Genomic DNA, 21,336 nt, shown 5'->3' with positions numbered 1-21,336 from the left:
TCAGTCCTCGGAGCCCTCGGCGGCGTCGTCCGAGCCCTCGGACTCCTCGCCCTCGGCACCCTCGCCCTCGGCGGCCTGCTCCTCCTGGACGGACTCGTCGCCCAGGTCCTGCTCGATCGGCTCGAACACGGAGACGATGACGTACTCGGACGGCTCCTCGATGTCCAGGGAGACGCCGGCCGGCAGCTGCAGGTCGGCGGCGTACAGGTGGTCGCCCGCCTCGCGGCCCTCGATGTCCGCGGTGACGTACTCCGGCAGGTGGGTGGCCTCGGCCTCCACGGACACGACGGCCTGGTCCAGGTTGTAGGTGGTGCCGACGGCGACCTCGCCCTCGATCTGCACCGGCACCTCCACGACGACCTTCTCGCCGCGGCGGACCTCGATGAGGTCCAGGTGGTCCACGGTCATCTTGATCGGATCGCGCTGGATGTCCTTCGGCAGCACCAGGTGCTCCTCGCCGGCCTCGTTCACCACGGTGAGCAGGGCGTTCGGGTTGCGGACGGCCAGGGTGGTCTCCTGGGCCGGCAGCAGCAGGTGGATCGGGTCCTGGCCGTGGCCGTACACGACGGCGGGGATCAGGCCGGCGCGGCGGGCCTGGCGGGAGGCACCCTTGCCGAACTCGGTGCGGCGGGTGACCTTGATCTTGATCTTGTCAGACATGATGCGTCCTCCTGTGGGGGTCTCGGCCGCGCAGCCGGGGGCGGCGCGGGATGCGGCCAGGAGGGGGCTTCAGTGCCGCAGCGGGTCAGCATGCTGACGCGCGGCGGCGGCCTCGTCGATCACGGAGCGCGAGCTCCCTCGCCTGGGCAACCTGGACAGGATAGCACCGGCGCCGGCGGGCCGGCTCAGACGCCCGCGCGCCGGGACCGCTCCACGATGCGGTCCAGCCTGCGGCGGTGAGCCCGCTCACCCGCAGACGCGCCGTGGGATTCGTCGTCCTCCTGGGCGCTCAGCAGCAGGCCGCAGCCGAGCACGATGGCACCGAAGATCGTGATGAACACCTCACCGAGCTGCAGGGAGGTGACCAGGATGATGACGGCGGCGGCCTCGACGGCCACCCGCGACGGCGAGCGGTGCGTCCGGGCGAAGGGCCGCAGGCACAGCCACAGGTAGGCGCTCACCACCACGATCAGGAACGGCCAGCCGCCCTCCACCAGCAGCCCCAGATAGGAGTTGTGGAAGAACATGGACACGTGGTCGAGGTCCACGAATGCCGTGGAGAGGCCCTGGCCGAAGAAGGACGTCTCCGCCACCTTCTCTGCGGACGCCTCCTGGATCTGCGCACGGAACCAGTCGGTGCCCGTGCGGTCGCCGAAGATCCCGAGGTCGGCCAGATTCTCTTCGGCCCAGTTGACGAGCCAGCCCATGGCGACCCCCAGCGCGAGACGGAGGGTCCTCCCCAGGTAGGGGCTCACGAAGATCCACGCGACCGCGCAGAGCAGCGCGGCCAGCGAGGTCCGCGAGCCGGTGAGGAAGGTCAGGGCGAAGCCGGCGCCCAGCACGAGGAGCTTGGGGCCCATGCGCTGCATGGTGGCCACGAGCAGCACGGGCAGGAGCGCGTAGAAGAGGCCGGAGACGTTCTTGTCCCCCAGGAACCCGGTGAGGTAGCCGCCGTAGGTGTCCGGGGCCAGGCCCGCGTAGAAGAGGGGCACGTTGATCAGTACGCCGGCCGTCATCCCGTAGAGGACGCCCTTGATGTCGATCCTCTCGCTGGCGATGGCGTAGATCAGCAGGATCAGGAGCGTGATCCTCGTGGCGCGACGCATGGGGTCAAGGTCGTTGTGCACGGTCACGGCGACGAGATACGCCACCAGGGCCAGTGCGACGAGGGCCAGCACTCCGTAGTGGGAGAGGTCCCGGCGGGGCTGCCGGAATGAGGCGAGGAGCAGCAGAAGGATGGCGGAGAACTCCGCGAACGGGATCGGCAGGCCGGGAGCGGTGAACGCCTCCATCACCAGGCCGATGGCCAGCACGGCCTCGAACAGCCGCGGTGAGGCCGGCGTGACCAAGGGGTTCCACGGGGAGCGGGTCCGCGCGGCCTGACCGTCCGGGACGAGGCCGAGTGAGGCGTGGCGCCTGGCAGGCCGGGCCTCGGGTGGCGCGACGGCCCCCATGGCGCGGGCAGCCGTCCGGTCACGGGGCGTGCTCGGGCGCATGGTGCGGAACCTTTCGTGGACGCCGGACAATACTCGGCTCAGCGTAGCGCGGTGGCGGGCCTCGTCCTCGGGGCCTCAGAGCGCACGGTGGATGTTGGTACCGTGGACCGCGCGTGCCTCGCCCACGACGGCCCGCGCGTCCCCGTCCATGACCCCCGAGGTGCTCCGTGACGATCGTCGACTTCTTCCGCCTGCTGCGCGCCAACCTCCTGCTGCTCCTGGCAGCAGCCCTCGTGGGGGGTCTGTTGGGTTGGGGCTACTCCGCACTGCAGCCCCGGATCTACGCGTCCGAATCTCAGGGGTTCCTCGCCGCCCGGGCTGCAGATCAGAGCCTCATCACCAGCAACCTGCCCGCCGAGAGCCGGGCTCAGGCCTACGTCGCCCTGATCAACAGCGAGGCCGTGCGTGAACGCGTGGCACGGGACACGGGGCAGGACGGCGACGGCTCGCTCTCCGCGGTGCTCGTCCCCGAGTCCAGCATGATCAAGGTGACCGCCACCTCGACGGACCCCGAGACCGCCGCGCAGCTCGCGAACAGTGCCCTGCAGGCGACGGCGGATGTGGCGGCGGACGTGGACAAGAACAGCCCGCTGGAGGTCGTGCCGCTGTCCGACGCCCGTGTGCCCTCTGCCCCCGTGAGCCCTGACACCCGGCGCAACGTCCTCTTGGGCGCGGTGGCCGGACTGGGTGCGGGACTCGCCATCGCCGTGCTCCGTCGTCTCCTGGACGTAAAGGTGCGCAGCCGCGCCGACGTGAAGGAGATCACCGGCGCCGGCGTCATCGGGGCCGTCCCGGAGAACGCGTCCCTGACCCGTACGGGCGAGGAGGCCGTGGACCTCGACCCCCGGGCCGGCGAGGCCATCCGGGCGCTGCGCACCAATCTCAAGTTCGTCTCCGTCGACGAGCCGCCCCGCGTCGTCTCGTTCACGAGCTCAGACCCCTCCGAGGGCAAGTCGACCGTCGCATCGAACCTGGCCCGCGCCCTGGCCCTGGCCGGCGAACGGGTGCTCGTGGTGGACGCCGACCTGCGGCGGCCCCGGCAGCACGACCTCTTCCAGGTGGCGGGCGACGTGGGCCTTTCCGAGGTGCTGGCCGGTGAGGTGCAGCCGGACGACGCCCTCGCGGCCACCGGAATCCCGAACCTCACGCTGCTCCCCGCCGGCCGGACGCCCCCGAACCCGTCGGAGCTGCTGGTCTCGAAGCGCATGCGGGCCCTCCTGAAGCTGGCATCGGAGGACTTCTTCGTCATCGTCGACTCCCCTCCCCTGCTGCCCGTCACGGACGGCGCCCTCCTGGCCACGGCCGTTGACGGGACTGTGCTCGTGGTGCGTCAGGGACGGACCCGCAAGGACCACCTGGAGGCGGCTGTGGAGAATCTCGCCGCAGTGGACGCGCATCTGCTGGGCGTCGTCATGAACGGCGTCGCGCGCTCCCAGCGCGGCGGCGGCTACTCCTATGGCTACGGGTACGAGAGCACGTACCACAAGTCCCACGAGAAGTATCTCTCGAGCGTCGGTTCGTCCGCGAAGAAGGGGCGGCGTTCGCGTCACAAGGCCCGCACGCGCGGCTGATCGCCCACACGACAAGCCCCCACCGGAACCGGCGGGGGCTTCATTGTGTGAGACGCGGTCAGCGCTTCAGGTACGTGCGCAGGCGTTCGCGTTGGTTCGGGGCGGTGTAGCCGACGGCGGCCAGGGGTGCGAGGTCGAGGGCGCTGTTAGTCGGCCGCGGGGCCACGCCCTCCTTGCCGGCCATGTATTCGGCGGTGGTCGTGGCGGAGACGCGTGCGGCGTCGTGGCCGGTGTCCTCGAAGACCCAGCGGGCGACGTCGTGCCAGGTGACCGCGTCACCGCTGTTGGTCATGTGGAACGTGCCCGTGGGCGCGTCCGTGGTGACCAGGTGCAGCAGGGCGTCGGCGAGGTCGTCGGCGAAGGTGAGGCGGCCGTGCTGGTCGGCGACGACGGCCGGGTCGATCCCGCGTTCGGCGAGGGAGGCCATGGTGGCCACGAAGTTCTTCCCCTCCCCGATCACCCAGGAGGTGCGGACGATCCAGTGCCGCGGCACGGTGCGCACCGCGGCCTCGCCGGCGGCCTTCGACTGGCCGTAGACGCCCAGCGGCGCGAGTGGGTGGTCCACCGGGTGCTCCTGCCCCACGGGGAGGGTGCCGTCGAACACGTAGTCCGTGGAGACGTGGGCCAGGGGGACGCCGGCCTCGGTGCAGCGGCGGGCGAGCTCGGCGACGGCGGTCGCGTTGACGGCCCACGCCTGGGCCCTCCCCTCGGGGGTCTCGGCGGCGTCCACCGCGGTCATGGCGGACGCGTTGACTACCGCGCGCAGGCCGCGGAAATGCCCCCGCGGCCAGGACGCCGGATCGGTCATGTCCCACGTGTCCCGGCCATGGGCCTCGACCGGGATCCCCGCGGCCTCGGCACGGGCCACCAGGGCACGGCCGAGCTGGCCGCCGGCGCCGAGCACGAGGATCGAGGCGGGCGGCATGGGGGTGACGTCCGCGAGCATCGGGTGGGCGCGGTCCTTGTCCGAGAGCTCGGCGTCCTCGAGCGGGATGGGCCAGGCAATGGCCGCCGTCGGGTCCGCGAGATTGAGGAACGTGTACTGGCCCTGCGCGTCGGCGGACCAGTGGTCGTTCACCAGGTACGTGTAGGCCGTGTCCGGCTCGAGCGTCTGGTAGGAGTTGCCCACCCCGCGCGGCACGAAGACGGCCTTCTCCGGGCCGAGTTCCACGGTGGCGACGGCGCCGAAGGACGGCCCTTCGCGCAGGTCCACCCAGGCGCCGAAGATCCGGCCGTGGGCGACGGCCACGTACTTGTCCCACGGTTCGGCGTGGATGCCGCGGGTGGTGCCGACGGCGTCGTTGAAGGAGATGTTGTTCTGCACCGGGGCGAGCGAGGCCAGGCGGGGGTGCTCGGCGGCGAGGGCGCGGATCTTCTCGCGCTGCCAGTTCTCCTTGAACCAGCCGCGGTTGTCCCCGTGGACGTCGAGGTCGAGGACGAGCAGGCCGGGGATGGCGGTCTCGGTGATCTGCATCAGCGGTGCCTCCTCACTGACCGGCGGCGCGGTACTTCGCCTCGACGGCGTCCTTGGCCGGGCGCCACCAGGCCTCGTTCTCGCGGTACCAGCGGACGGTGTCCGCCAGACCGGCCCGGATGTCCGTGAACTGCGGCTCCCAGCCGAGCTCGGTGCGCAGTGGGGTGTTGTCGATCGCGTAGCGCAGGTCGTGGCCGGGGCGGTCGGCGACGAGGTCGTAGTCGTCCGCGGGGCGGTCGAAGATCTCGAGGAGGATCTCCACGATCTCCTTGTTGTTCCTCTCGCCGTCCGAGCCGATCAGGTACGTGCGGCCGATCTCGCCGCGTTCGAGGATGCGCAGCACGGCCGAGGAGTGGTCCTCCGTGTGGATCCAGTCCCGGACGTTGACGCCCTGACCGTAGAGGCGGGGGCGGACGCCGTCGATCAGGTTGGTGATCTGGCGCGGGATGAACTTCTCGATGTGCTGGTACGGGCCGTAGTTGTTGGAGCAGTTGCTCAGCGTGGCCTGCACGCCGAAGGAGCGGACCCACGCGCGCACCAGGTTGTCCGAGCCGGCCTTCGAGGCCGAGTAGGGACTGGAGGGGTTGTACGGGGTGGTCTCGGTGAACTTCGCCGGGTCGTCCAGCTCGAGGTCGCCGTAGACCTCGTCCGTTGACACGTGGTGGAACCGTTTGCCGTGCTTGCGGACCGCTTCCAGGAGGACGAAGGTTCCGACGATGTTCGTCTGGATGAACGGGGAGGGATCGTTCAGAGAATTGTCGTTGTGGGACTCCGCCGCGTAGTGCACGACGGCGTCCGACTCGGCGACCAGGCGGTCCACCAGGGCCGCGTCGCAGATGTCCCCGACCTCGAGAGTGACGCGGCCCTCGGGCAGGCCGGCGAGGTTCTCGCGATTGCCGGCGTAGGTCAGCTTGTCCAGGACGACGACGTCGTGCCCGGTCTCGCGGATGACGTGATGGACGAAGTTCGAGCCGATGAACCCGGCGCCGCCGGTGACGAGGAGGTGCATGGAGTCAGGGTATCGGGAGCGCTTCAGCTCACCCACCGCCGCCTGGCCGGGCGATGCCGGCCCGTGCGGGCCGGACGATGCCTCTGGCCGAGAAGATCCCACTAGTCTGGCAAGAGAGCTCAGGACACACCCAGTCGACGATGGAGGGTCATGGTCGAGTCACCGCAGCTGTCGATCATCATTCCCTGCCACCGCAGCGGACAGCCCCTGAAGGACCAGGTCACGGTTCTGCTGGGTCAGACCGATGCTCCCCCGAGGGAGATCCTGCTGTGCGACAACGGAGGGAACCCCTGGCTTCACCCCTATGTCGCTTCCCTCGCTCCCCTGCCAGAGGGCGTGTTCATCCGCGTCATCGATGCCGACACCCACCCCGGGGCTTCCTTCGCCCGGAACCGGGGCATCAATGAGGCGTCGGCCGACAGACTCGCGTTCTGCGACGACGACGACGTCGTCCACCCTGACTGGTGCCGTCTCGCTTACGAGTATCTGGACGACTTCCTGGTCGTCACGGGAGGCGTGGTGGTCAAGGAGGACACACAGCTCACCGGCAAGTCACTCGCGGAAAAACTCGAGATGCTGGTGGCAGAGACCGTGCCGGTCCCCCCACGTCCTGCAGGGCGGGGGTCGATGGGACCGGCCCTCATGGGCGGGAACTTCGCCGCCCGACGGGACGTCCTGCTGGCCGTCGGGGGGTTCGATGCGGCCCTCGTCCGCGGCGGCGAGGACAACGACCTGGCCTTCCGCCTCGACCGCGCCGGCGTGCCGATCACGGACTGCGGAGCCATGAGCATCATCTACTCCCGACCCTCCGCATGGCGTGACCGCGTCCGTACGCGGGCCCGGGCGGGACGTTCACTTGCGGAGGCCGCTTCGGTGCGGGACGCCTGGCATGCGGTACCCGAATTGAGCTCTGCACCGATCACAGAATTGGGCCGCGCGGGCGCAGCTGCGGCCGCCATGGCCGTTGGGCTGAAGGCTCGCGACTGGCCTGGCGCGTTCGATCGCATGGCGACGGCCTGGGGCCTCGTCGACGGGTGGACGAGGCATCGATGTCTCCGGCGGCAGGTCAAGTCACAGGTCGGTCTGGGACTGGGCGACTTGGGGCGCCTGCACAACCCGGGCACGACCGTTCTAGTGGTCGCCTACAACCACGCCCCCTACGTCATCGAGACGCTGGAGAGCATTCGACGCCAGACCGTGCCTCCGGTCCGAGTCCTCATCGCCGATGACGCATCCCCGACAGATGACACCGCCGAGGTCATCCGACAGTGGCTCGCAGACGCGCCGTCGTCGTTCGAGTTCCATCCGAATTCCACCAACATGGGGCTGAATCCGACCCTCAACCGACTGCTGGACAAAGTGGACACCGAATTCGTCACCTACATCGCAGGTGACGACACTATGCGCAAAGATCGCATCGCGGTCCACCAAAAGCTCCTGCGAACCGCTCCAGATGATGTCGTCCTTGCCTACAGCGACGCCGTGGTCATCGACGAGAACTCCTCGGTGCTCCACCCGTCCTCGCGCGTCGAGTTTCCATGGCCGGACGAACCGCAACGCAGCGAAGACACCCTCGCATGCCTTGTCGATTCCAACTGGATCCCAGCGGCGTCGTTCTTCATGCGCACAGGTGCGCTCCGCCGGGAGGGCGGCTACGCCGAGGATCTCTTCTACGAGGACTTTGAGCTCCTCACCCGTCTGGCGGCGCGATATCGCTTCACCTACACGGAGGAGCCCCTCGTAGCCGTCAGGCGGCTGGCAACCTCTCTGGGCGCAGTGGGGTTTGCGCATGACAGTCCCCGTTTTGTCCGGTCCATGTTCGCGGCCTTGCGCAATGCAGAGCACGGCATATCGGAGGAGGCCCGAGAACTTGCGCGATCGCATCGGTGGGAGCTGACCAAACGGGCCGCACGTATCGGCATGCCATTCCGCGAGGTGTTGGCAATGTTCCAGGACAGCTGGCGCGGCGCGGCGACGCCGGCCCACGCGGCAGCCCACCTTGCTCGAATGGTCGGGCAGCGAGTGGGCAGCTGAGGGCCCGAGATTCTCCGGGGCAGGCCCCAGGGTGGGCAGTGCACGCCTAGAACGGGGTGGGGCCGATGTGCTGGAGCAGGTGGTCAGCGCGGCGCTGGGTCGTCGTTTCGAAATCGTTCGCCGCCACGAGGTCGAGACCTGCCTGCCGTGCACGAAGGAGAGCCTCGGGATCGTCGATGAGAGACCGCAGGATCTCCACCATGCCGTCGATGTCTCCCCTCGGCACCGCCCAGCCCACGCCATGGCGCCGCACGAGCGGGCTCAGCGTGGCGTTTGCGAAGCCGAGCACCGGTGCACCTGATCCCAGGGACTCGAAGTAGGTACAGGACGGGTCGCCCTGGAGGTGGGGCAGAAGCATGAGGTCGACGGTGTCCCGTACGTCGTTCAGCCACTCGGTGCGGTAGTCACGGAATCCACGAAACTGGACCCAGCCTTCCGCGCATTCCTGCAGCGTCTCGCGCATTGGCCCGGTCCCTAGAAAGGCCATCTCTACCGGCAGACCCGCCCGGCGAGCCCGATGGGCAACTTCGAGAGCGTATTCAGGGCCCTTGATCGGGTCCAGTCGACCGGAGAAGGCCATGCGCAACGGCCTGTCCCCAGCCCAGGGGCTGGAGACTCTAGCCATAGCGACGTCGTCACTGCGGACCCGATGATCCATGAATTGCAACGGTGCCGTCGTCAGCCCACCGTAGGCCCCCCACGCCGCTGGGCCGTTGCACTGCAGGGACCGCGCCCGACGCGCCTGCTTGCGCAGGCCTGCCTCGACGCGAACGAGCCCCGCTGCCGCGCGGGCGAGGCGGAACCCCGACGCAGTCGCCCGGTGGATACCGAGGCGGATGCCATAGTCGACTTCAGCCGTCAGGACCGCCGGCGTCACTGCGGCTGTGATCCCGTTCCAGTGCGGGGCCAGAAGCCCCAAAGTCAGGTCCAGCCCCAGAGCATCGATGGCGTCCGGGTCAGGAGGCGCTTCCACGATGGTGAAGCCAAGTTCGTCAGGCGATGAGAACGTGTATCCAGTAGCTGCGTGATGGGAGAGATCCCGAATGCCGGGGGCCAAGACGACGAGTTGCCCCGGCCATCGCTTGGCCAGTTCCGACAGCCCGGAATGACCCCGCGCCTCCAGGCCCACCTCTTGCCCGTCCCGAACAACCGGGCCGGGAAGGACATACCCGAGTCGGGGCCCGGCCGCGGCACCCCGTCCGTCAGCGCTCATGATTGGCCTTTCCTTCTCCGTACAGGTCACCGGGGATCGCCAGCCACTCGGGAAGCAAAAGATCCGACTCGCCGTACGGGTAGTGACGTCCGAAGAAAAGCGGGGCGACGATCCTCCTCGGCCGCCGCTCGGGCGGCAGCGAGGAGGCGAGGTAGCCGCCCCAGTACGAGAACGTTGAATTGGCCAGAACGAGGTTTTTCGCCATGACCAGCTGGGCGAGATCTTGGAACATGTCGTGTGGCTGTCGCATCACGCTTACCGGGGAGCCGGCCACGAGGTCCTGGAGGTTCTGCAGCGTCCAGTCGGGGTCATCGGACACCAGCACCGTAGGGGCCCCGGGCGTGGGCTCCAATTGCTTTAGGGCTTCCGCCACATACTTCTTGACGTCGAACCCGTAATTCTGCCGAAAGGCCGGGTTGCTGTAATAGTCCCCCCGCCGGACGTTGATGACCGTCGCATCGGGGGTCACCGTGTCCCACCGCTGGGGAAATCGAGATCCCTGGAGAAGGAACTCGCGGCAGAAACGCTTAAGTTCCGGGTACAGGAAGTCCCGCTGGACGTTCTGCCCCCACTCGACGGTGCGGGGCTGCAGGAAGGACACGTCTTCTTCTCGGACGGTCAGTGCGCGCAATGCTGGGAATTCCTGGAGCCAAGGCTCCATCTTGGGTTTGTACCGAACCTGCCACCGGACACCACTGGACTGGTGCCGTGCCCATGCAGTAGCCCACAGGAAGAGATAGTTCCCGCCGTTCATAGGCTCATTGCCCCAGATCACGTACGGCTGCCGCCGCCGGACCGGTGCCAGCACCGTCGCCAGACCGAGTCTCGCCAGGTCCTTCACGCCTTCACCACCGTCCTCCCCGTCCGGAGCACGGCCGGCTCCGACTGGTCCCATTGAACCCGAAAGGTCCCCCTCCCGTTTAAACCTCCGGGCCGGGCCGAGTCTCGATAGCATCGGAGCCATGAAGGGCATCATCCTCGCCGGCGGCACCGGTTCCCGCCTGCACCCCATCACCCACGGCATCTCGAAGCAGCTCGTGCCGGTTTACGACAAGCCGATGATCTACTACCCGCTGTCCACGCTCATCCTGGCCGGAATCAGCGACATTCTGGTGATCACCACCCCGCACGACGCGGAGCAATTCCAGCGGCTCCTGGGCGACGGCTCCCAGTTCGGGATCTCGCTCAGCTACGTCCAGCAGCCCTCCCCCGACGGCCTGGCACAGGCGTTCATCCTCGGGGAGGAGCACATCGGAGACGAGCATGTCGCTCTCGTCCTGGGGGATAACATCTTCTACGGGCCCGGCATGGGCCAGCAGCTGCGCCGTCACACCCAGGTCGACGGAGCCACCGTGTTCGGCTACTGGGTGGCGGACCCCAGCGCCTACGGCGTGGTGGAGTTCGACGACGCCGGCAAGGCCGTCTCACTGGAGGAGAAGCCCAAGGAGCCCAAGAGCAACTATGCGGTGCCCGGGCTGTACTTCTACGACAACGACGTCGTCGAGATTGCGAAGAGCCTCAAGCCGTCGGCACGCGGCGAGCTGGAGATCACCGACGTGAACCGCACCTACCTGGAACGCGGCAGCCTCAACGTGGAGGTCCTTCCCCGGGGCACGGCATGGCTGGACACCGGCACGTTCCACGACCTGAACGACGCGTCCAACTTCATCCGCACCATCGAGTCCCGTCAGGGCCTCAAGGTCGGCTCCCCCGAGGAGGTCGCCTGGCGTGAGGGCCTTCTCACCGACGACGAGCTGCGCGAGCGCGCCGAACCGCTCGTGAAGTCGGGGTACGGACGGTACCTCCTGGAGATGCTCGAGTCCGGGCGGTGAGCGCGCAGGACCGGGCCGGGCGGGGCCGGCCGGAGACCACCCCCGAGCCGTCCGGCGGCGCGGGCGTCCGGCACGTCGCTTTCGCCTGCCGCTCCACGGCCTGGCCGGGGGCATCACGACGGTCGTCGACGAGCTGGCTGCTGAGTTCGTGCGGCGTGGCCTGACCGTCTCCTACCTGTCGATCCACCCGCCCGCCGGAGAGCCGCGCGTCCCTGGGCCGGTGTTCGAGGTCGACCGGCTCCGGCACTGGACCGCGGACCATCCCCTGGCAGCGGACCATCCGGGACCGCTCGGGGCGAAGCTGGCGGTCAAGACGGCTCTCACCCCGCTCTGGCGGCGGTGGCGGGCCCGGCGCCTGCGCCGGCACCTCGCGCGATTCGGCGGGGACACGGCGATCGTCTTCGCGAACCCCGACACACTGACCTGTCTCAGCGAGGCCGGCCACGTCCGGTCCGAGGCGGACGCCCCGTTCCTTGTGGCCCACGTCCACACCAGTCCGGAGGGCCTGGAACGGATGGGTTGGGACGTCCCCTTCCCGGCCCTCGACGTGGTCGATGCCGTGGTGGCCCTCCACCCGTCCTACATGCAGCCGATCGCCGACACGCAGGGTGTGCCTGTGGGCGCCATCCCGAACCCGAGCGGCACCGTACCCGCGGCCGCGCCGCGGGAGGACACAGACGGCAGGAGGCGGATCGTCTCCTTCGGACGTCTGTCCGCTGAGAAGCGCGTCGACCTCACTATCCGGGCGTTCGACGCCCTCGCGGCCGACGTGCCCGACGTCGTGCTCGAGATTTGGGGCACCGGGGACCAGGAGGAGTCCCTGGCCCGCCTGGCCGACGAGGCGGCCCACCGGGACCGCATCCGCTTCTGCGGCTGGTCCGACGACCCAGCGGCCGTGTTCACTGGCGCGACGCTTCACCTCGTCGCGTCCGACTTCGAGGGCCTCTCGATGTCGGCGGTCGAGGCGCTGCGTTGTGGCGTCCCGACGGCGGGGCGCCCCGTCTCGGCCGGGCTCGCCGAGCTCCTGGACCGGTGCGGGCTCGCCCTGCCGAGCGCCGAGCCCGCCGAGATGGCGGAGGCCCTCCGGGCCCTCCTGGACAGCCCGGACCGGCTCGCCGGGCTCGTCGAGGCCTGCGGGCGCGTCGGCTCGGACTTCGAGCCTTCGATCGTCGCGGACATGTGGCTCGATCTCCTCAACGCGCGGGACATCGCCGCCGTCCCCCACGCCCGCCCCGCGCGGCGGCCGCGGCATCGTGAGCGATAGCCGTATCAACTACCACGTACGCATCCGCGCACGGGCGGCACCCACTCCAACGCACCCGGCATGCGCCGCGTCGAAGTACGACCGTCTGCGTCAGGGGCCGGACGCCAGCGAACGGGACACGTCCGTGAGAGTGGCGATTCGCTCCAGCATCGCTTCATAGCCGCGTCCGGTGAGGTGGACTCCGTCACGACGGAGCATGCCCGGTGAGGAAAGGGCCTCGGTCGGATCCCACCACTCGTCCCCAGCAGCGCCTGGGAGCCCATCGAACTGCCCTGCCGCCTACATGTCATACGCCGGACGGCGAGGCTCGACGATGCCTGCTTCCTGGGCCAAGGTGCGAATGCCCACTTGCCCCACGACCCACAGGAGGGCCACGACCAGCAATCCGTTGAGGACCGCAGAGGCCAATACCAGCTAGACCCTGGGCCCGTACTTCGCGTTCGTACGGCCCGCCCCGGGTCCGGGCCGTCCCCCGCTTACGGGTGTGCCACCTCGCCCAACAGGCCACGGATCCGCCGCCCGAACTGCTCCTCGGAGAACCGCTCGGCGTGCGCCTGCATAGCGTCCCGGTCCCAGCGGGCCTCCAGGGCGCGACGCACCCCGCCGGCCACCGCCTCCACCGTCGGCTCGTCCACGAACACCCCGTTGATTCCTTCCACGATGGTGTCCAGGTAGCCGCCGGCGCGCAGCGCCACGGTGGGCACGCCCCACGCGCTCGCCTCGAGCGGCGTGATGCCGAAGTCCTCGTGGCTCGCGGCGATCAGTGCCGTCGCGTGCGCATACGCCCAGCGCAGCTGCGCGTCGGTGAGGTCCTGGCCGAACACCACGTCCTCCCCCGCCATCGCACGCAGCCGGGCCTCCTCCGGGCCCTTGCCGATCACCACGAGCGGCCGCCCCGCGCGCGCCGCGGCCGCGATCGCCACATCCACGTGCTTGTACGGCATGAGCCGCGCGACCGACAGCAGGAAACCGTCCTCCGCCAGCCGCTCGGCTCCGGGGATCGGCTCCTGCGGGCCATCCGTGCTCACGGAGTGCGGCGGGAACACGAGGTCCACGCCGTCGAGCCCGTAGACCTCTTCGATCCGTTCCTTCACCACCGTGGAGTTGGCCACATAGCGTGATCGACGCCGGACGGCCGCGCGATCCCACCTGCGCAGGCCCGGGCGCAGCACGCGGGCGACCCGGCCCTTGATGCTGTTCCGGCCTCCCTCGCCCAGGTAGTCGTCCAGCAGATACACCCAGCGCGCCGGGGTGTGGCAGTAGACGAGCGTGGCGCCGTCGTAGCGGAATCCATGCGCCCAGCCGGACGTCGAGATGACGGCGATCGGCTCCTTGACGTGCATCAGCGAGGAGGCCAAGGGCAGCAGCGGCAGTGCCCGCCGCGGGTCCTTCCGCAGCAGCCCCACCCGGTTGAGGGGTGAGGTGATGATGCGCGCGTCCTTGAACTCCGGGAAGGTCCCCTCGGGGTCGTAGAACGTCGTGTAGATGGGCGCGTCCGGCCACATCCGGTGCAGGGCAAGCACCACCCGTTCCGCCCCGCCCTTCTGGGTGAGGTAGTCGTGGGCGATGGCGATCTGGCCGCGCGTCGTGTCAGTCATGGTGCTCCCCTCAGAACTGCCGGCGGGCACGCCCCGGGCGGGTGCGTCCGGTCTCCGCGGCGGCTTCGACCTGCAACGCGATCAGCTTTCGTGCGATCGGGGCTGGCAACACGGCAGCGGCACGCTCGACGACGGCGGAGCTGTACTGGATCGTGCGCTCCGTGCTCAGAGCAGCCACCGCTCGCACAGCGGCGCCCCACGGCCCGCCCGGGGCCCGGTCCCCGCCGAGTGCGTCCGCCCCGTGCTTGGCGATGAAGATCTGCCGGGCGGACCCCGAATGCAGAGCCCGGTGCGCCTTGGTGTAGGTGGTGACCGCTGCTGCGTGGTGACGGGTCTCCAACTCCGGCCGGATTTCCACCGGGTACCCGGCGGCATGGAGCCGGTAGCCGAAGTCCACATCTTCCCAGCCATAGCGGCGGTAGTCGGGGTCGTAGCCGCCGAGCTCCTCGTGGAGGGTGCGGGGGACGGACACGTTGCCGGCCCAGTGCCGCCACTGCTGCTCTGCAGGCAGGGCGTAGGCGTGGCGACGGTGCGCTTCGTCCTGGGCATCACCGTAGACGCGCTGGTAGGCGGAGTCTGGGAGGACGTTGGCCGTCAATCCGATCACGCCGCGTGGCCCGCCCGAGTGCGCGGCCACGTGGTCCCGGATGTAGTGGGGTCCGGGTTCCAGGTCGTCGTCGGCGCGGATGAGGATGCGACCGGACGTCGCGTCGGCACCTGCGTTGAGCGCGGCGACCCGGCCGCGGTTCTCGCCGAAGACGGTCCAGCTCAGGTCCAGCCCCGGATACTCCGCGGCCACCTGGGCGAGCACCGCTTCCGACCCGTCCACATCCCCGTCCACGACCACGTGGGCCTCGAACGACGGGGCGTCCTCCTGCGCGGCGAGGGCGCCGATCAGGCGCGGCAGCCGCTGGGCGCCGCCCCGGCTGGGGACGATCACGCTGGCCTCGGGCGTCAGGGGCGTCTCGGTCATGAGTCCTCCGCGGGGGTCATAGGGACAGGTCGTCCAGGAGCTCGGCGACGGCGGCGCGGCCGGCCTCGGGCCGCCCTGTGAAGGGGACGTCGGCGGGTCGAGCTGTGTCCTGGCTCACGGTGTCCATGGCTCGACCATAGCAAGGCCAGGGGGCGTCCAGGGAGGGCGGGGCGGAGTCGGCGCGGAGCAGACACCGGCGCAGGCGCCGGTACGGTTGGGCGCCGAGGCCGATCAGGCGTCGATGCGCTCGGCGTCCAGCTCGTCCGCATTCGAGACGATGAACTCCTTGCGCGGAGCCACCGAGGAGCCCATGAGCAGGTCGAAGACCCGCTCGGCGGCCTCGAACTCGCTGATGCGCACACGCCGGAGCATGCGATGACGCGGGTCCATGGTGGTCTCCGCCAGCTGGTCCGCGTCCATCTCGCCCAGGCCCTTGTAGCGCTGGATCGGCTCCTTGTAGGACCGGCCCTCGGACTCGACACGTGCGAGCAGCTGCGTGAGCTCCTTCTCCGAGTACGTGTAGACCACCTCCCGCTCCTTCTTGCCGCGCGCCACGATCTCCACCCGGTGCAGCGGCGGCACGGCGGCGTAGACGCGGCCGGCCTCCACGAGCGGGCGCATGTAGCGGAAGAACAGCGTGAGCAGCAGGGTGCGGATGTGGGCGCCGTCCACGTCGGCGTCCGTCATGAGGATGACCTTGCCGTAGCGCGCGGCGTCCAGGTCGAAGGACCGCCCGGCGCCGCCGCCGACCACCTGGATCAGCGCGGAGCACTCGGCGTTGGACAGCATGTCCCCCACCGACGCCTTCTGGACGTTGAGGATCTTGCCGCGGATCGGCAGCAGCGCCTGGAAGTCCGAGGATCGGGCGAGCTTCGCGGTGCCGAGCGCCGAGTCGCCCTCGACGATGAACAGCTCGGAGGAGGCGACGTCGTTGGTGCGGCAGTCCGCGAGCTTGGACGGCATGGAGGAGGACTCGAGCGCGTTCTTGCGGCGCTGGTTCTCCTTGTGGGTGCGAGCGGAGATGCGGGACTTCATCTCCGCCACGACCTTCTCCAGCACCGCGGTGGACTGTTGCTTCTGGGCGCGGGCGCCGGACTTCAGCAGGGCGCCGAGCTCCTTCGAGACGACGTTGTTGACGATGCGGCGCACGGCCGGCGTGCCGAGCACCTCCTTCGTCTGCCCCTCGAACTGCGGCTCGGCCAGGCGCACGGTGAGCACGGCGGTGAGGCCGGCGAGGACGTCGTCCTTCTCCAGCTTGTCGTTGCCGGCCTTGAGTCTGCGGGCGTTGGCGGCGACCTGGTCCCGAAAGGTCTTCACCAGCGCGGCCTCGAAGCCGGACTGGTGGGTGCCGCCCTTCGGGGTGGCGATGATGTTCACGAACGAGCGGAACGTGGTCTCGTAGCCCACGTCCCAGCGCAGGGCCACGTCCACCTCGCAGGCGCGTTCCACGTCCTTCATCTGGGTGCGGCCGTCCGAGCCGAGCACCGGCACGCGCTCGGAGAACCTGCCCGACCCCTGCAGGCGCCAGACGTCCGTGACGGGTGAGGCCGGGGTGAGGTGCTCGGCGAACTCGGCGATGCCACCGTCGTACTGGAAGACCTCCTCGTGCGGGCCGGTCTCCCCCGCCGTGCCCGTGAGCCGGCGCAGGTCCTTGACCGCGATGCGCAGGCCCGGGATCAGGTAGGCCGTCTGACGGGCACGGGCCTGCAGGTCCTCGACGGAGAACTTGGCGTCTGGGGTGAAGACCTGCTCGTCCGCCCAGTAGCGGACGCGGGTGCCGGTGACCCCGCGCTTGGCCTTGCCGACGACCTCGACCGGAGTGACCTCCGTGCTCTCGGTGAACGGCGCCTCCGGGGTGGGGCGCGAGCCGTCCTGGAAGGTGCCGGGCACACCGCGGCGGAAGGACATGCGGTGCACCTTGCCCCCGCGGGAGACGTGGACGTCCAGGCGGGAGGACAGGGCGTTGACCACCGAGGCGCCGACACCGTGCAGGCCGCCCGAGGCCGCATAGGAGCCGCCGCCGAACTTGCCGCCGGCGTGCAGCTTGGTGAAGACCACCTCGACGCCGGACAGGCCGGTGCGCGGCTCGACGTCCACCGGGATGCCGCGGCCGGAGTCCTCGACCTCCACGGAGCCGTCCGGGTGGAGGGTGATCTCGATCGAGGATCCGTAGCCGGCCAGGGCCTCGTCCACCGAGTTGTCGATGATCTCCCAAAGGCAGTGCATCAGTCCGCGGGAGTCGGTGGAGCCGATGTACATGCCGGGGCGCTTGCGCACGGCCTCGAGCCCCTCCAGGACGGAGAGGTGGCGGGCGTTGTACTCGGACGAGCGGCTCACAGCGGGATCTGGCCTTTCCTGCGGATCGAGGGCGTCTTCCAGGGTACGTCGGCCGTGCGCTACGCGGGCGGCGAAACACCGCGGACATGGGCGCCCACCGGGGAACAGACCTGCCATAGTGGTGGTTCTGATGGATGGAGCGGGCACGCCCGCGGGAGCGCCGAGACGGTCCCGCCGCCCGCTGCCGGACACCGAAGACCGAAGGAGGACGCCATGTCCACGACCGCTGTGGCCGAACCGGCCTCGCTGAACGCCACCGACCGCTGCGACCGCTGCGGTGCGCAGGCCTACGTGCGCGCCGTCCTCACCACCGGTGGAGAGCTGCTCTTCTGCGGCCACCACGCGCGTGACGTGGAGGATGCGCTGCGTCCGCAGACCTCCGTGTGGCAGGACCAGACCCACGAGCTGACCGCGCGGCCGACCCCGGAGGACTGAGCGGCCTCCGCAGGACCGCACGCGCTGAGGGCCGGGACTCCGACGGGAGTCCCGGCCCGCTTTGCGTCTGCGGTCTACCTCTCAGCGCGGCGGGACGGTGCGTGCGTACTCGATCTCCTGCAGGTGCGGACGCCGCGGGTCCTCGGCACGGTGACCGGTCTCCACGAAGCCGAGCCGCTCGTAGGCGCGGCGCCCGCGGACGTTGTCCTCGGGGGTCTCCAGCAGCTGACGACGGCGGCCCGCCGCCCGCATGACCTCGTCCGCCGCGAAGAGCAGGGCGTCCACCACGCCCAGGCCGCGATGGCCGGGCCGGACGTACACGGACACGATGTTCACGGTGTCCTCGTCCAGCCGCATGTCCTCGGTGTAGCCGATCCAGTCGATGCTCAGGGCGCCGACGGGCTCTCCGTCCCGCAGCGCCTGCAGGTGGGTCTGCGGCCCGGCGGCGCGCTCCCGCCAGGTGGACTCCGTGTAGGCGGCCACATCGGCGAGCGTGGCCCAGAAGAAGTCCGGGGCGTCGGCCAGCATCTCCAGCCGCAGCGCCCGGTAGGACTCCCAGTCGGCCTCCGTGAGCAGACGCACGGACAGTGGCGGGCGCGGCTGGGCGGAGGCGGGAAGAACGACGTCCGGACACGGACCGTGCAGCGGGGTGTCTGGCATCGGTGATCCTCTCGGACAGGGGTCCCCGTCGGTGCGGGGAGACCGGACGGATGGGGTGTGGGGACCAGGACGGACGGGGTGCGACGACGCCCCCGTCCGGTCGGGCCGGGCGGGGGCGTGTGGTGCGGCTGGTTCAGTCCAGGTAGTCCCGGAGCACCTGGGAGCGCGACGGGTGGCGCAGCTTCGACATGGTCTTGGACTCGATCTGGCGGATGCGTTCACGGGTCACGCCATAGACCTTGCCGATCTCGTCCAGGGTCTTCGGCTGGCCGTCGGTGAGGCCGAAGCGCATGGCCACGACGCCGGCCTCTCGCTCGGACAGGGTGTCCAGCACCGAGTGCAGCTGCTCCTGCAGCAGGGTGAAGGAGACGGCGTCCGAGGGCACGACGGCCTCGGAGTCCTCGATGAGGTCGCCGAACTCGGAGTCGCCGTCCTCGCCGAGCGGGGTGTGCAGGGAGATGGGCTCGCGGCCGTACTTCTGCACCTCCACGACCTTCTCCGGGGTCATGTCCAGCTCCTTGGCCAGCTCCTCCGGGGTCGGCTCGCGGCCCAGGTCCTGGAGCATCTGGCGCTGCACGCGGGCGAGCTTGTTGATGACCTCGACCATGTGCACCGGGATGCGGATGGTGCGGGCCTGGTCCGCCATCGCGCGGGTGATGGCCTGGCGGATCCACCAGGTGGCGTAGGTGGAGAACTTGAAGCCCTTGGTGTAGTCGAACTTCTCCACGGCGCGGATCAGGCCGAGGTTGCCCTCCTGGATCAGGTCCAGGAACAGCATGCCGCGGCCCGTGTAGCGCTTGGCCAGGGAGACGACGAGGCGCAGGTTCGCCTCGAGCAGGTGGTTCTTCGCCCGACGCCGTCCGCGATGATGAGCTGCATGTCGCGGCGCTCGCGGTAGTCATCGATCGGGTCGTCCTTCATCTTGTGCTCGGCGTAGAGGCCGGCCTCGATGCGCATGGCGAGGTCCACCTCCTGCTCCGCGTTCAGCAGGGCGACCTTGCCGATCTGCTTCAGGTAGTCCTTGACCGGGTCCGCGGTGGCGCCGGCGACGACGACCTGCTGGACCGGGGCGTCGTCCTCGGAGTTGTCCACGACGAAGCCGCCGGAGGAGCCGGCGTCCTCGCCCTTCTTGTCCCCCTTGACCCCGGCCTGCTCCTTGGCGGCCGACTCCTCGGACTGCTCCTCCTCCGGCTCGACCTCGTCGACGGCGTCCGGTGCGGTGGGCCGCAGGTCCTCGAGCTCGGCGGCCACCTTGGCCGAGGCCGTGTCGGTCGTCTTCTTCGCCGCCGGCTTGCGGGTCGCCGTCTTCTTGGCCGTGCCGGTCGTCTTCTTGGCCGTGTCGGTCGTCTTCTTGGCGGCGGTGCCCGTGGACTTCTTGGCCGTGCCGGTCGCCGCCTTCTTCGCAGCCGTGGAGGTCGACTTCCTGGTGGCGTTGCCGGTGGCCTTCGTCCCCGTGGCGTCAGCCCCGTCGGCCTTCGTCGCGGAGGCCGACTTCGTCGCGGTCGAGGTCTTCTTCGCCGCGGTCTTGGCCGTGCCGCCCTTGACCGCACCGGACGTCGAGGACGTCGACGACTTCTTGGCCGTCGCGGAGGTCGACGTGGCGCCGGCCTTCTTCGCGGTCGTCTTCTTGGCGGCGGTGGACGTGGAGGCCGTCGAGGCGCCGGACTTCTTCGCGGCGGTCGTCTTGCGCGCCGTGGTCTTCTTCGCGGCGGAGGTCGAGGTGGTCTCCGGACCGTCCTGCTTGTCGCTGGTGGTCGACGTCGGGGTCACTCGTGGCCTTTCCGTTGGTCCGCGGCCGTTCCGCGGGTGTCTTCAGGTGCGCGCACACCGTGTCCGGGGCCGGCGAGGAGGACCGCCGGGACCCGACATGCACGTGACCCTGTCAAGTCCGTGCCGGCTGACACGCCTCAGGGCGTGACCGCCGGTGACTGATCGGACTCCAGGGTCTTTGGTTCGCACAACACGGCCGACTGTCGATGTATTCCCGCGGTGAGCGGGAAATCTCCACGGCCTGCCGTGAGGCCCGATTATGCCACGCGGCAGGCCGCGCACCCCCGCCCTCACCGGGCGGGTCGCCAGGCCGTGTGCGGGTCCGCCGCCCACCCGGAGATGCGGCCACCCTCCACGAGGCGCAGCAGCAGTGACGTGAGCCCGTGTCCGGGGAAGAGCCGCCAGGCCTCCTCCAGGTGAGCGCCCGCGCGTGAGCCCTGCCCACGGGCCCAGGCGATCCAGCCCACCACCGCCAGGGCGTTGGCCGCCTGCTCCACAGGGAGGTCCGGCACGAGGGCCCGCAGCTCGTCGTGGAGGACGTCGAGGAGGTCCCAGCGCGGAGGCTGCGGCCCCGCGGCGAAGAACAGGTCCACCGGGCAGGCGTCCTCGGGGTCGTCGGGCCCGTGCCCGACCGCGGCCATCCCCAGGAGCCGGTCGCGCCACAGCGGCAGGGCCAGGGGCGCCGCGGCCTGGCGCCGGTTGAGAAGCCCGAGTCGCACCCGGCCCGTGAGCACCCGATGCCACAGGCCCAGCCAGGAGCGGATCGACGCCTCGTCGTCGTCCGGAGGCAGGGGCCACGGGGTGTGCACGGCGGACGGGGTGGGGACGCCGTCCCTGCGGGGGGCGCCGTTCCAGACCGACCCCTCCGCGGTCAGGGCCAGGGAGACGGTGCTCAGCTCCGGTGGACTCAGGGGTCGTGGCGTGCCGTCCTCGCCGACGTCGACCCCCTCCCCCTCGCCGGTCCACGCCACGGCGATGCCGTCGCCGACGCACCAGGCGGCGACGGCCGG

16 protein-coding genes and 1 pseudogene are annotated in these 21,336 nt (G+C 70.0%); 5 read left to right on the top strand and 12 right to left on the bottom strand.

The genetic code is table 11. The features are described 5' to 3' along the window. Together AC2W7A_RS00755 and AC2W7A_RS00750 are read right to left on the bottom strand one after the other, a co-directional pair. Positions 1-660: a 50S ribosomal protein L25/general stress protein Ctc gene (locus AC2W7A_RS00755; protein ID WP_485989664.1), complete on the bottom strand. Its 660-nt coding sequence runs from the start codon at positions 658-660 to the stop codon at positions 1-3. A gap of 185 nt (positions 661-845) precedes the next feature. Then, complete coding sequence (locus tag AC2W7A_RS00750) at positions 846-2,009, bottom strand: O-antigen ligase family protein (protein ID WP_485989663.1); 1,164 nt, start codon at positions 2,007-2,009, stop codon at positions 846-848. A gap of 314 nt (positions 2,010-2,323) precedes the next feature. Between AC2W7A_RS00750 and AC2W7A_RS00745 the strand changes: the two genes are divergently transcribed. After that, positions 2,324-3,727 carry a tyrosine-protein kinase domain-containing protein gene (locus AC2W7A_RS00745; protein WP_485989662.1) on the top strand — a complete coding sequence of 468 codons (1,404 nt, stop codon included), beginning with the start codon at positions 2,324-2,326 and terminating at the stop codon, positions 3,725-3,727. Positions 3,728-3,785: 58 nt separating this feature from the next. Here the strand turns inward: AC2W7A_RS00745 and AC2W7A_RS00740 are convergent, their stop codons facing one another. After that, positions 3,786-5,201, bottom strand: coding sequence for a sugar nucleotide-binding protein (locus AC2W7A_RS00740; RefSeq protein ID WP_485989660.1), 1,416 nt, complete (start codon positions 5,199-5,201; stop codon positions 3,786-3,788). Between the two features lie 13 nt (positions 5,202-5,214). Continuing rightward, positions 5,215-6,210, bottom strand: coding sequence for a dTDP-glucose 4,6-dehydratase (rfbB, locus tag AC2W7A_RS00735; protein WP_485989659.1), 996 nt, complete (start codon positions 6,208-6,210; stop codon positions 5,215-5,217). 150 nt (positions 6,211-6,360) lie between these two features. Between rfbB and AC2W7A_RS00730 the strand changes: the two genes are divergently transcribed. Beyond that, a complete protein-coding gene (locus AC2W7A_RS00730) occupies positions 6,361-8,244 on the top strand; it encodes a glycosyltransferase family 2 protein (RefSeq protein ID WP_485989658.1) in 1,884 nt (627 codons plus the stop codon). Between the two features lie 46 nt (positions 8,245-8,290). Here the strand turns inward: AC2W7A_RS00730 and AC2W7A_RS00725 are convergent, their stop codons facing one another. Further along, positions 8,291-9,457, bottom strand: a complete 1,167-nt coding sequence (locus AC2W7A_RS00725; RefSeq protein WP_485989656.1) for a glycosyltransferase — start codon at positions 9,455-9,457, stop codon at positions 8,291-8,293. Next, entirely contained in the window at positions 9,447-10,298 is an 852-nt protein-coding gene (locus tag AC2W7A_RS00720) for an alpha-1,2-fucosyltransferase (RefSeq protein ID WP_485989655.1), read from the bottom strand. Before AC2W7A_RS00720 ends, AC2W7A_RS00725 begins: the two co-directional genes overlap by 11 nt. A 121-nt stretch (positions 10,299-10,419) precedes the next feature. On the opposite strand from AC2W7A_RS00720, the gene rfbA reads away from it, so the two are divergent. Together rfbA and AC2W7A_RS00710 are read left to right on the top strand one after the other, a co-directional pair. Continuing rightward, positions 10,420-11,289 carry a glucose-1-phosphate thymidylyltransferase RfbA gene (rfbA, locus tag AC2W7A_RS00715; protein ID WP_485989654.1) on the top strand — a complete coding sequence of 290 codons (870 nt, stop codon included), beginning with the start codon at positions 10,420-10,422 and terminating at the stop codon, positions 11,287-11,289. A gap of 148 nt (positions 11,290-11,437) precedes the next feature. Next, on the top strand, positions 11,438-12,553 hold the full coding sequence (locus AC2W7A_RS00710) for a glycosyltransferase (RefSeq protein ID WP_485989653.1): 1,116 nt from the start codon (positions 11,438-11,440) through the stop codon (positions 12,551-12,553). 476 nt (positions 12,554-13,029) lie between these two features. Here the strand turns inward: AC2W7A_RS00710 and AC2W7A_RS00705 are convergent, their stop codons facing one another. The 3 genes from AC2W7A_RS00705 to AC2W7A_RS00695 form a co-directional block, all read right to left on the bottom strand. Continuing rightward, a complete protein-coding gene (locus tag AC2W7A_RS00705) occupies positions 13,030-14,151 on the bottom strand; it encodes a glycosyltransferase (protein ID WP_485989652.1) in 1,122 nt (373 codons plus the stop codon). A 10-nt stretch (positions 14,152-14,161) separates the two neighbouring features. Continuing rightward, positions 14,162-15,124, bottom strand: a complete 963-nt coding sequence (locus AC2W7A_RS00700; RefSeq protein WP_485989651.1) for a glycosyltransferase family 2 protein — start codon at positions 15,122-15,124, stop codon at positions 14,162-14,164. 231 nt (positions 15,125-15,355) lie between these two features. Next, positions 15,356-17,461 carry a DNA gyrase/topoisomerase IV subunit B gene (locus tag AC2W7A_RS00695; RefSeq protein WP_485989650.1) on the bottom strand — a complete coding sequence of 702 codons (2,106 nt, stop codon included), beginning with the start codon at positions 17,459-17,461 and terminating at the stop codon, positions 15,356-15,358. 213 nt (positions 17,462-17,674) lie between these two features. Here AC2W7A_RS00695 and AC2W7A_RS00690 point away from each other — a divergent pair, with 213 nt between their 5' ends. After that, complete coding sequence (locus AC2W7A_RS00690) at positions 17,675-17,896, top strand: DUF7455 domain-containing protein (RefSeq protein WP_485989649.1); 222 nt, start codon at positions 17,675-17,677, stop codon at positions 17,894-17,896. Positions 17,897-17,977: 81 nt separating this feature from the next. On the opposite strand, the gene AC2W7A_RS00685 is transcribed toward AC2W7A_RS00690, so the two are convergent. From AC2W7A_RS00685 to AC2W7A_RS00675, 3 genes and pseudogenes are all read right to left on the bottom strand, one after another. Then, the gene (locus AC2W7A_RS00685) at positions 17,978-18,556 is read right to left on the bottom strand and encodes a GNAT family N-acetyltransferase (protein WP_485989648.1); all 579 of its coding nucleotides are present in this window, start codon (positions 18,554-18,556) and stop codon (positions 17,978-17,980) included. 133 nt (positions 18,557-18,689) lie between these two features. Continuing rightward, positions 18,690-20,326: pseudogene (locus AC2W7A_RS00680) on the bottom strand (RNA polymerase sigma factor). Between the two features lie 290 nt (positions 20,327-20,616). Further along, positions 20,617-21,336 (bottom strand): DUF4192 family protein (locus AC2W7A_RS00675; protein ID WP_485989647.1); only part of this gene is annotated, 720 nt, incomplete at its 5' end.

The organism is Micrococcus sp. LASM2_SD2 (assembly GCF_057364565.1).
This window is presented reverse-complemented; position numbering and strand designations above follow the sequence as displayed.

Excerpts from the sequence above, each read along its gene's own strand:
- AC2W7A_RS00755 (WP_485989664.1), bottom strand. The coding sequence starts at position 660 with ATGTCTGACAAGATCAAGATCAAGGTCACCCGCCGCACCGAGTTCGGC.
- AC2W7A_RS00685 (WP_485989648.1), bottom strand. The coding sequence starts at position 18,556 with ATGCCAGACACCCCGCTGCACGGTCCGTGTCCGGACGTCGTTCTTCCC.
- rfbB (WP_485989659.1), bottom strand. The coding sequence starts at position 6,210 with ATGCACCTCCTCGTCACCGGCGGCGCCGGGTTCATCGGCTCGAACTTC.
- AC2W7A_RS00725 (WP_485989656.1), bottom strand. The coding sequence starts at position 9,457 with ATGAGCGCTGACGGACGGGGTGCCGCGGCCGGGCCCCGACTCGGGTAT.
- AC2W7A_RS00700 (WP_485989651.1), bottom strand. The coding sequence starts at position 15,124 with ATGACCGAGACGCCCCTGACGCCCGAGGCCAGCGTGATCGTCCCCAGC.
- AC2W7A_RS00690 (WP_485989649.1), top strand. The coding sequence starts at position 17,675 with ATGTCCACGACCGCTGTGGCCGAACCGGCCTCGCTGAACGCCACCGAC.
- rfbA (WP_485989654.1), top strand. The coding sequence starts at position 10,420 with ATGAAGGGCATCATCCTCGCCGGCGGCACCGGTTCCCGCCTGCACCCC.
- AC2W7A_RS00740 (WP_485989660.1), bottom strand. The coding sequence starts at position 5,201 with ATGCAGATCACCGAGACCGCCATCCCCGGCCTGCTCGTCCTCGACCTC.
- AC2W7A_RS00705 (WP_485989652.1), bottom strand. The coding sequence starts at position 14,151 with ATGACTGACACGACGCGCGGCCAGATCGCCATCGCCCACGACTACCTC.
- AC2W7A_RS00730 (WP_485989658.1), top strand. The coding sequence starts at position 6,361 with ATGGTCGAGTCACCGCAGCTGTCGATCATCATTCCCTGCCACCGCAGC.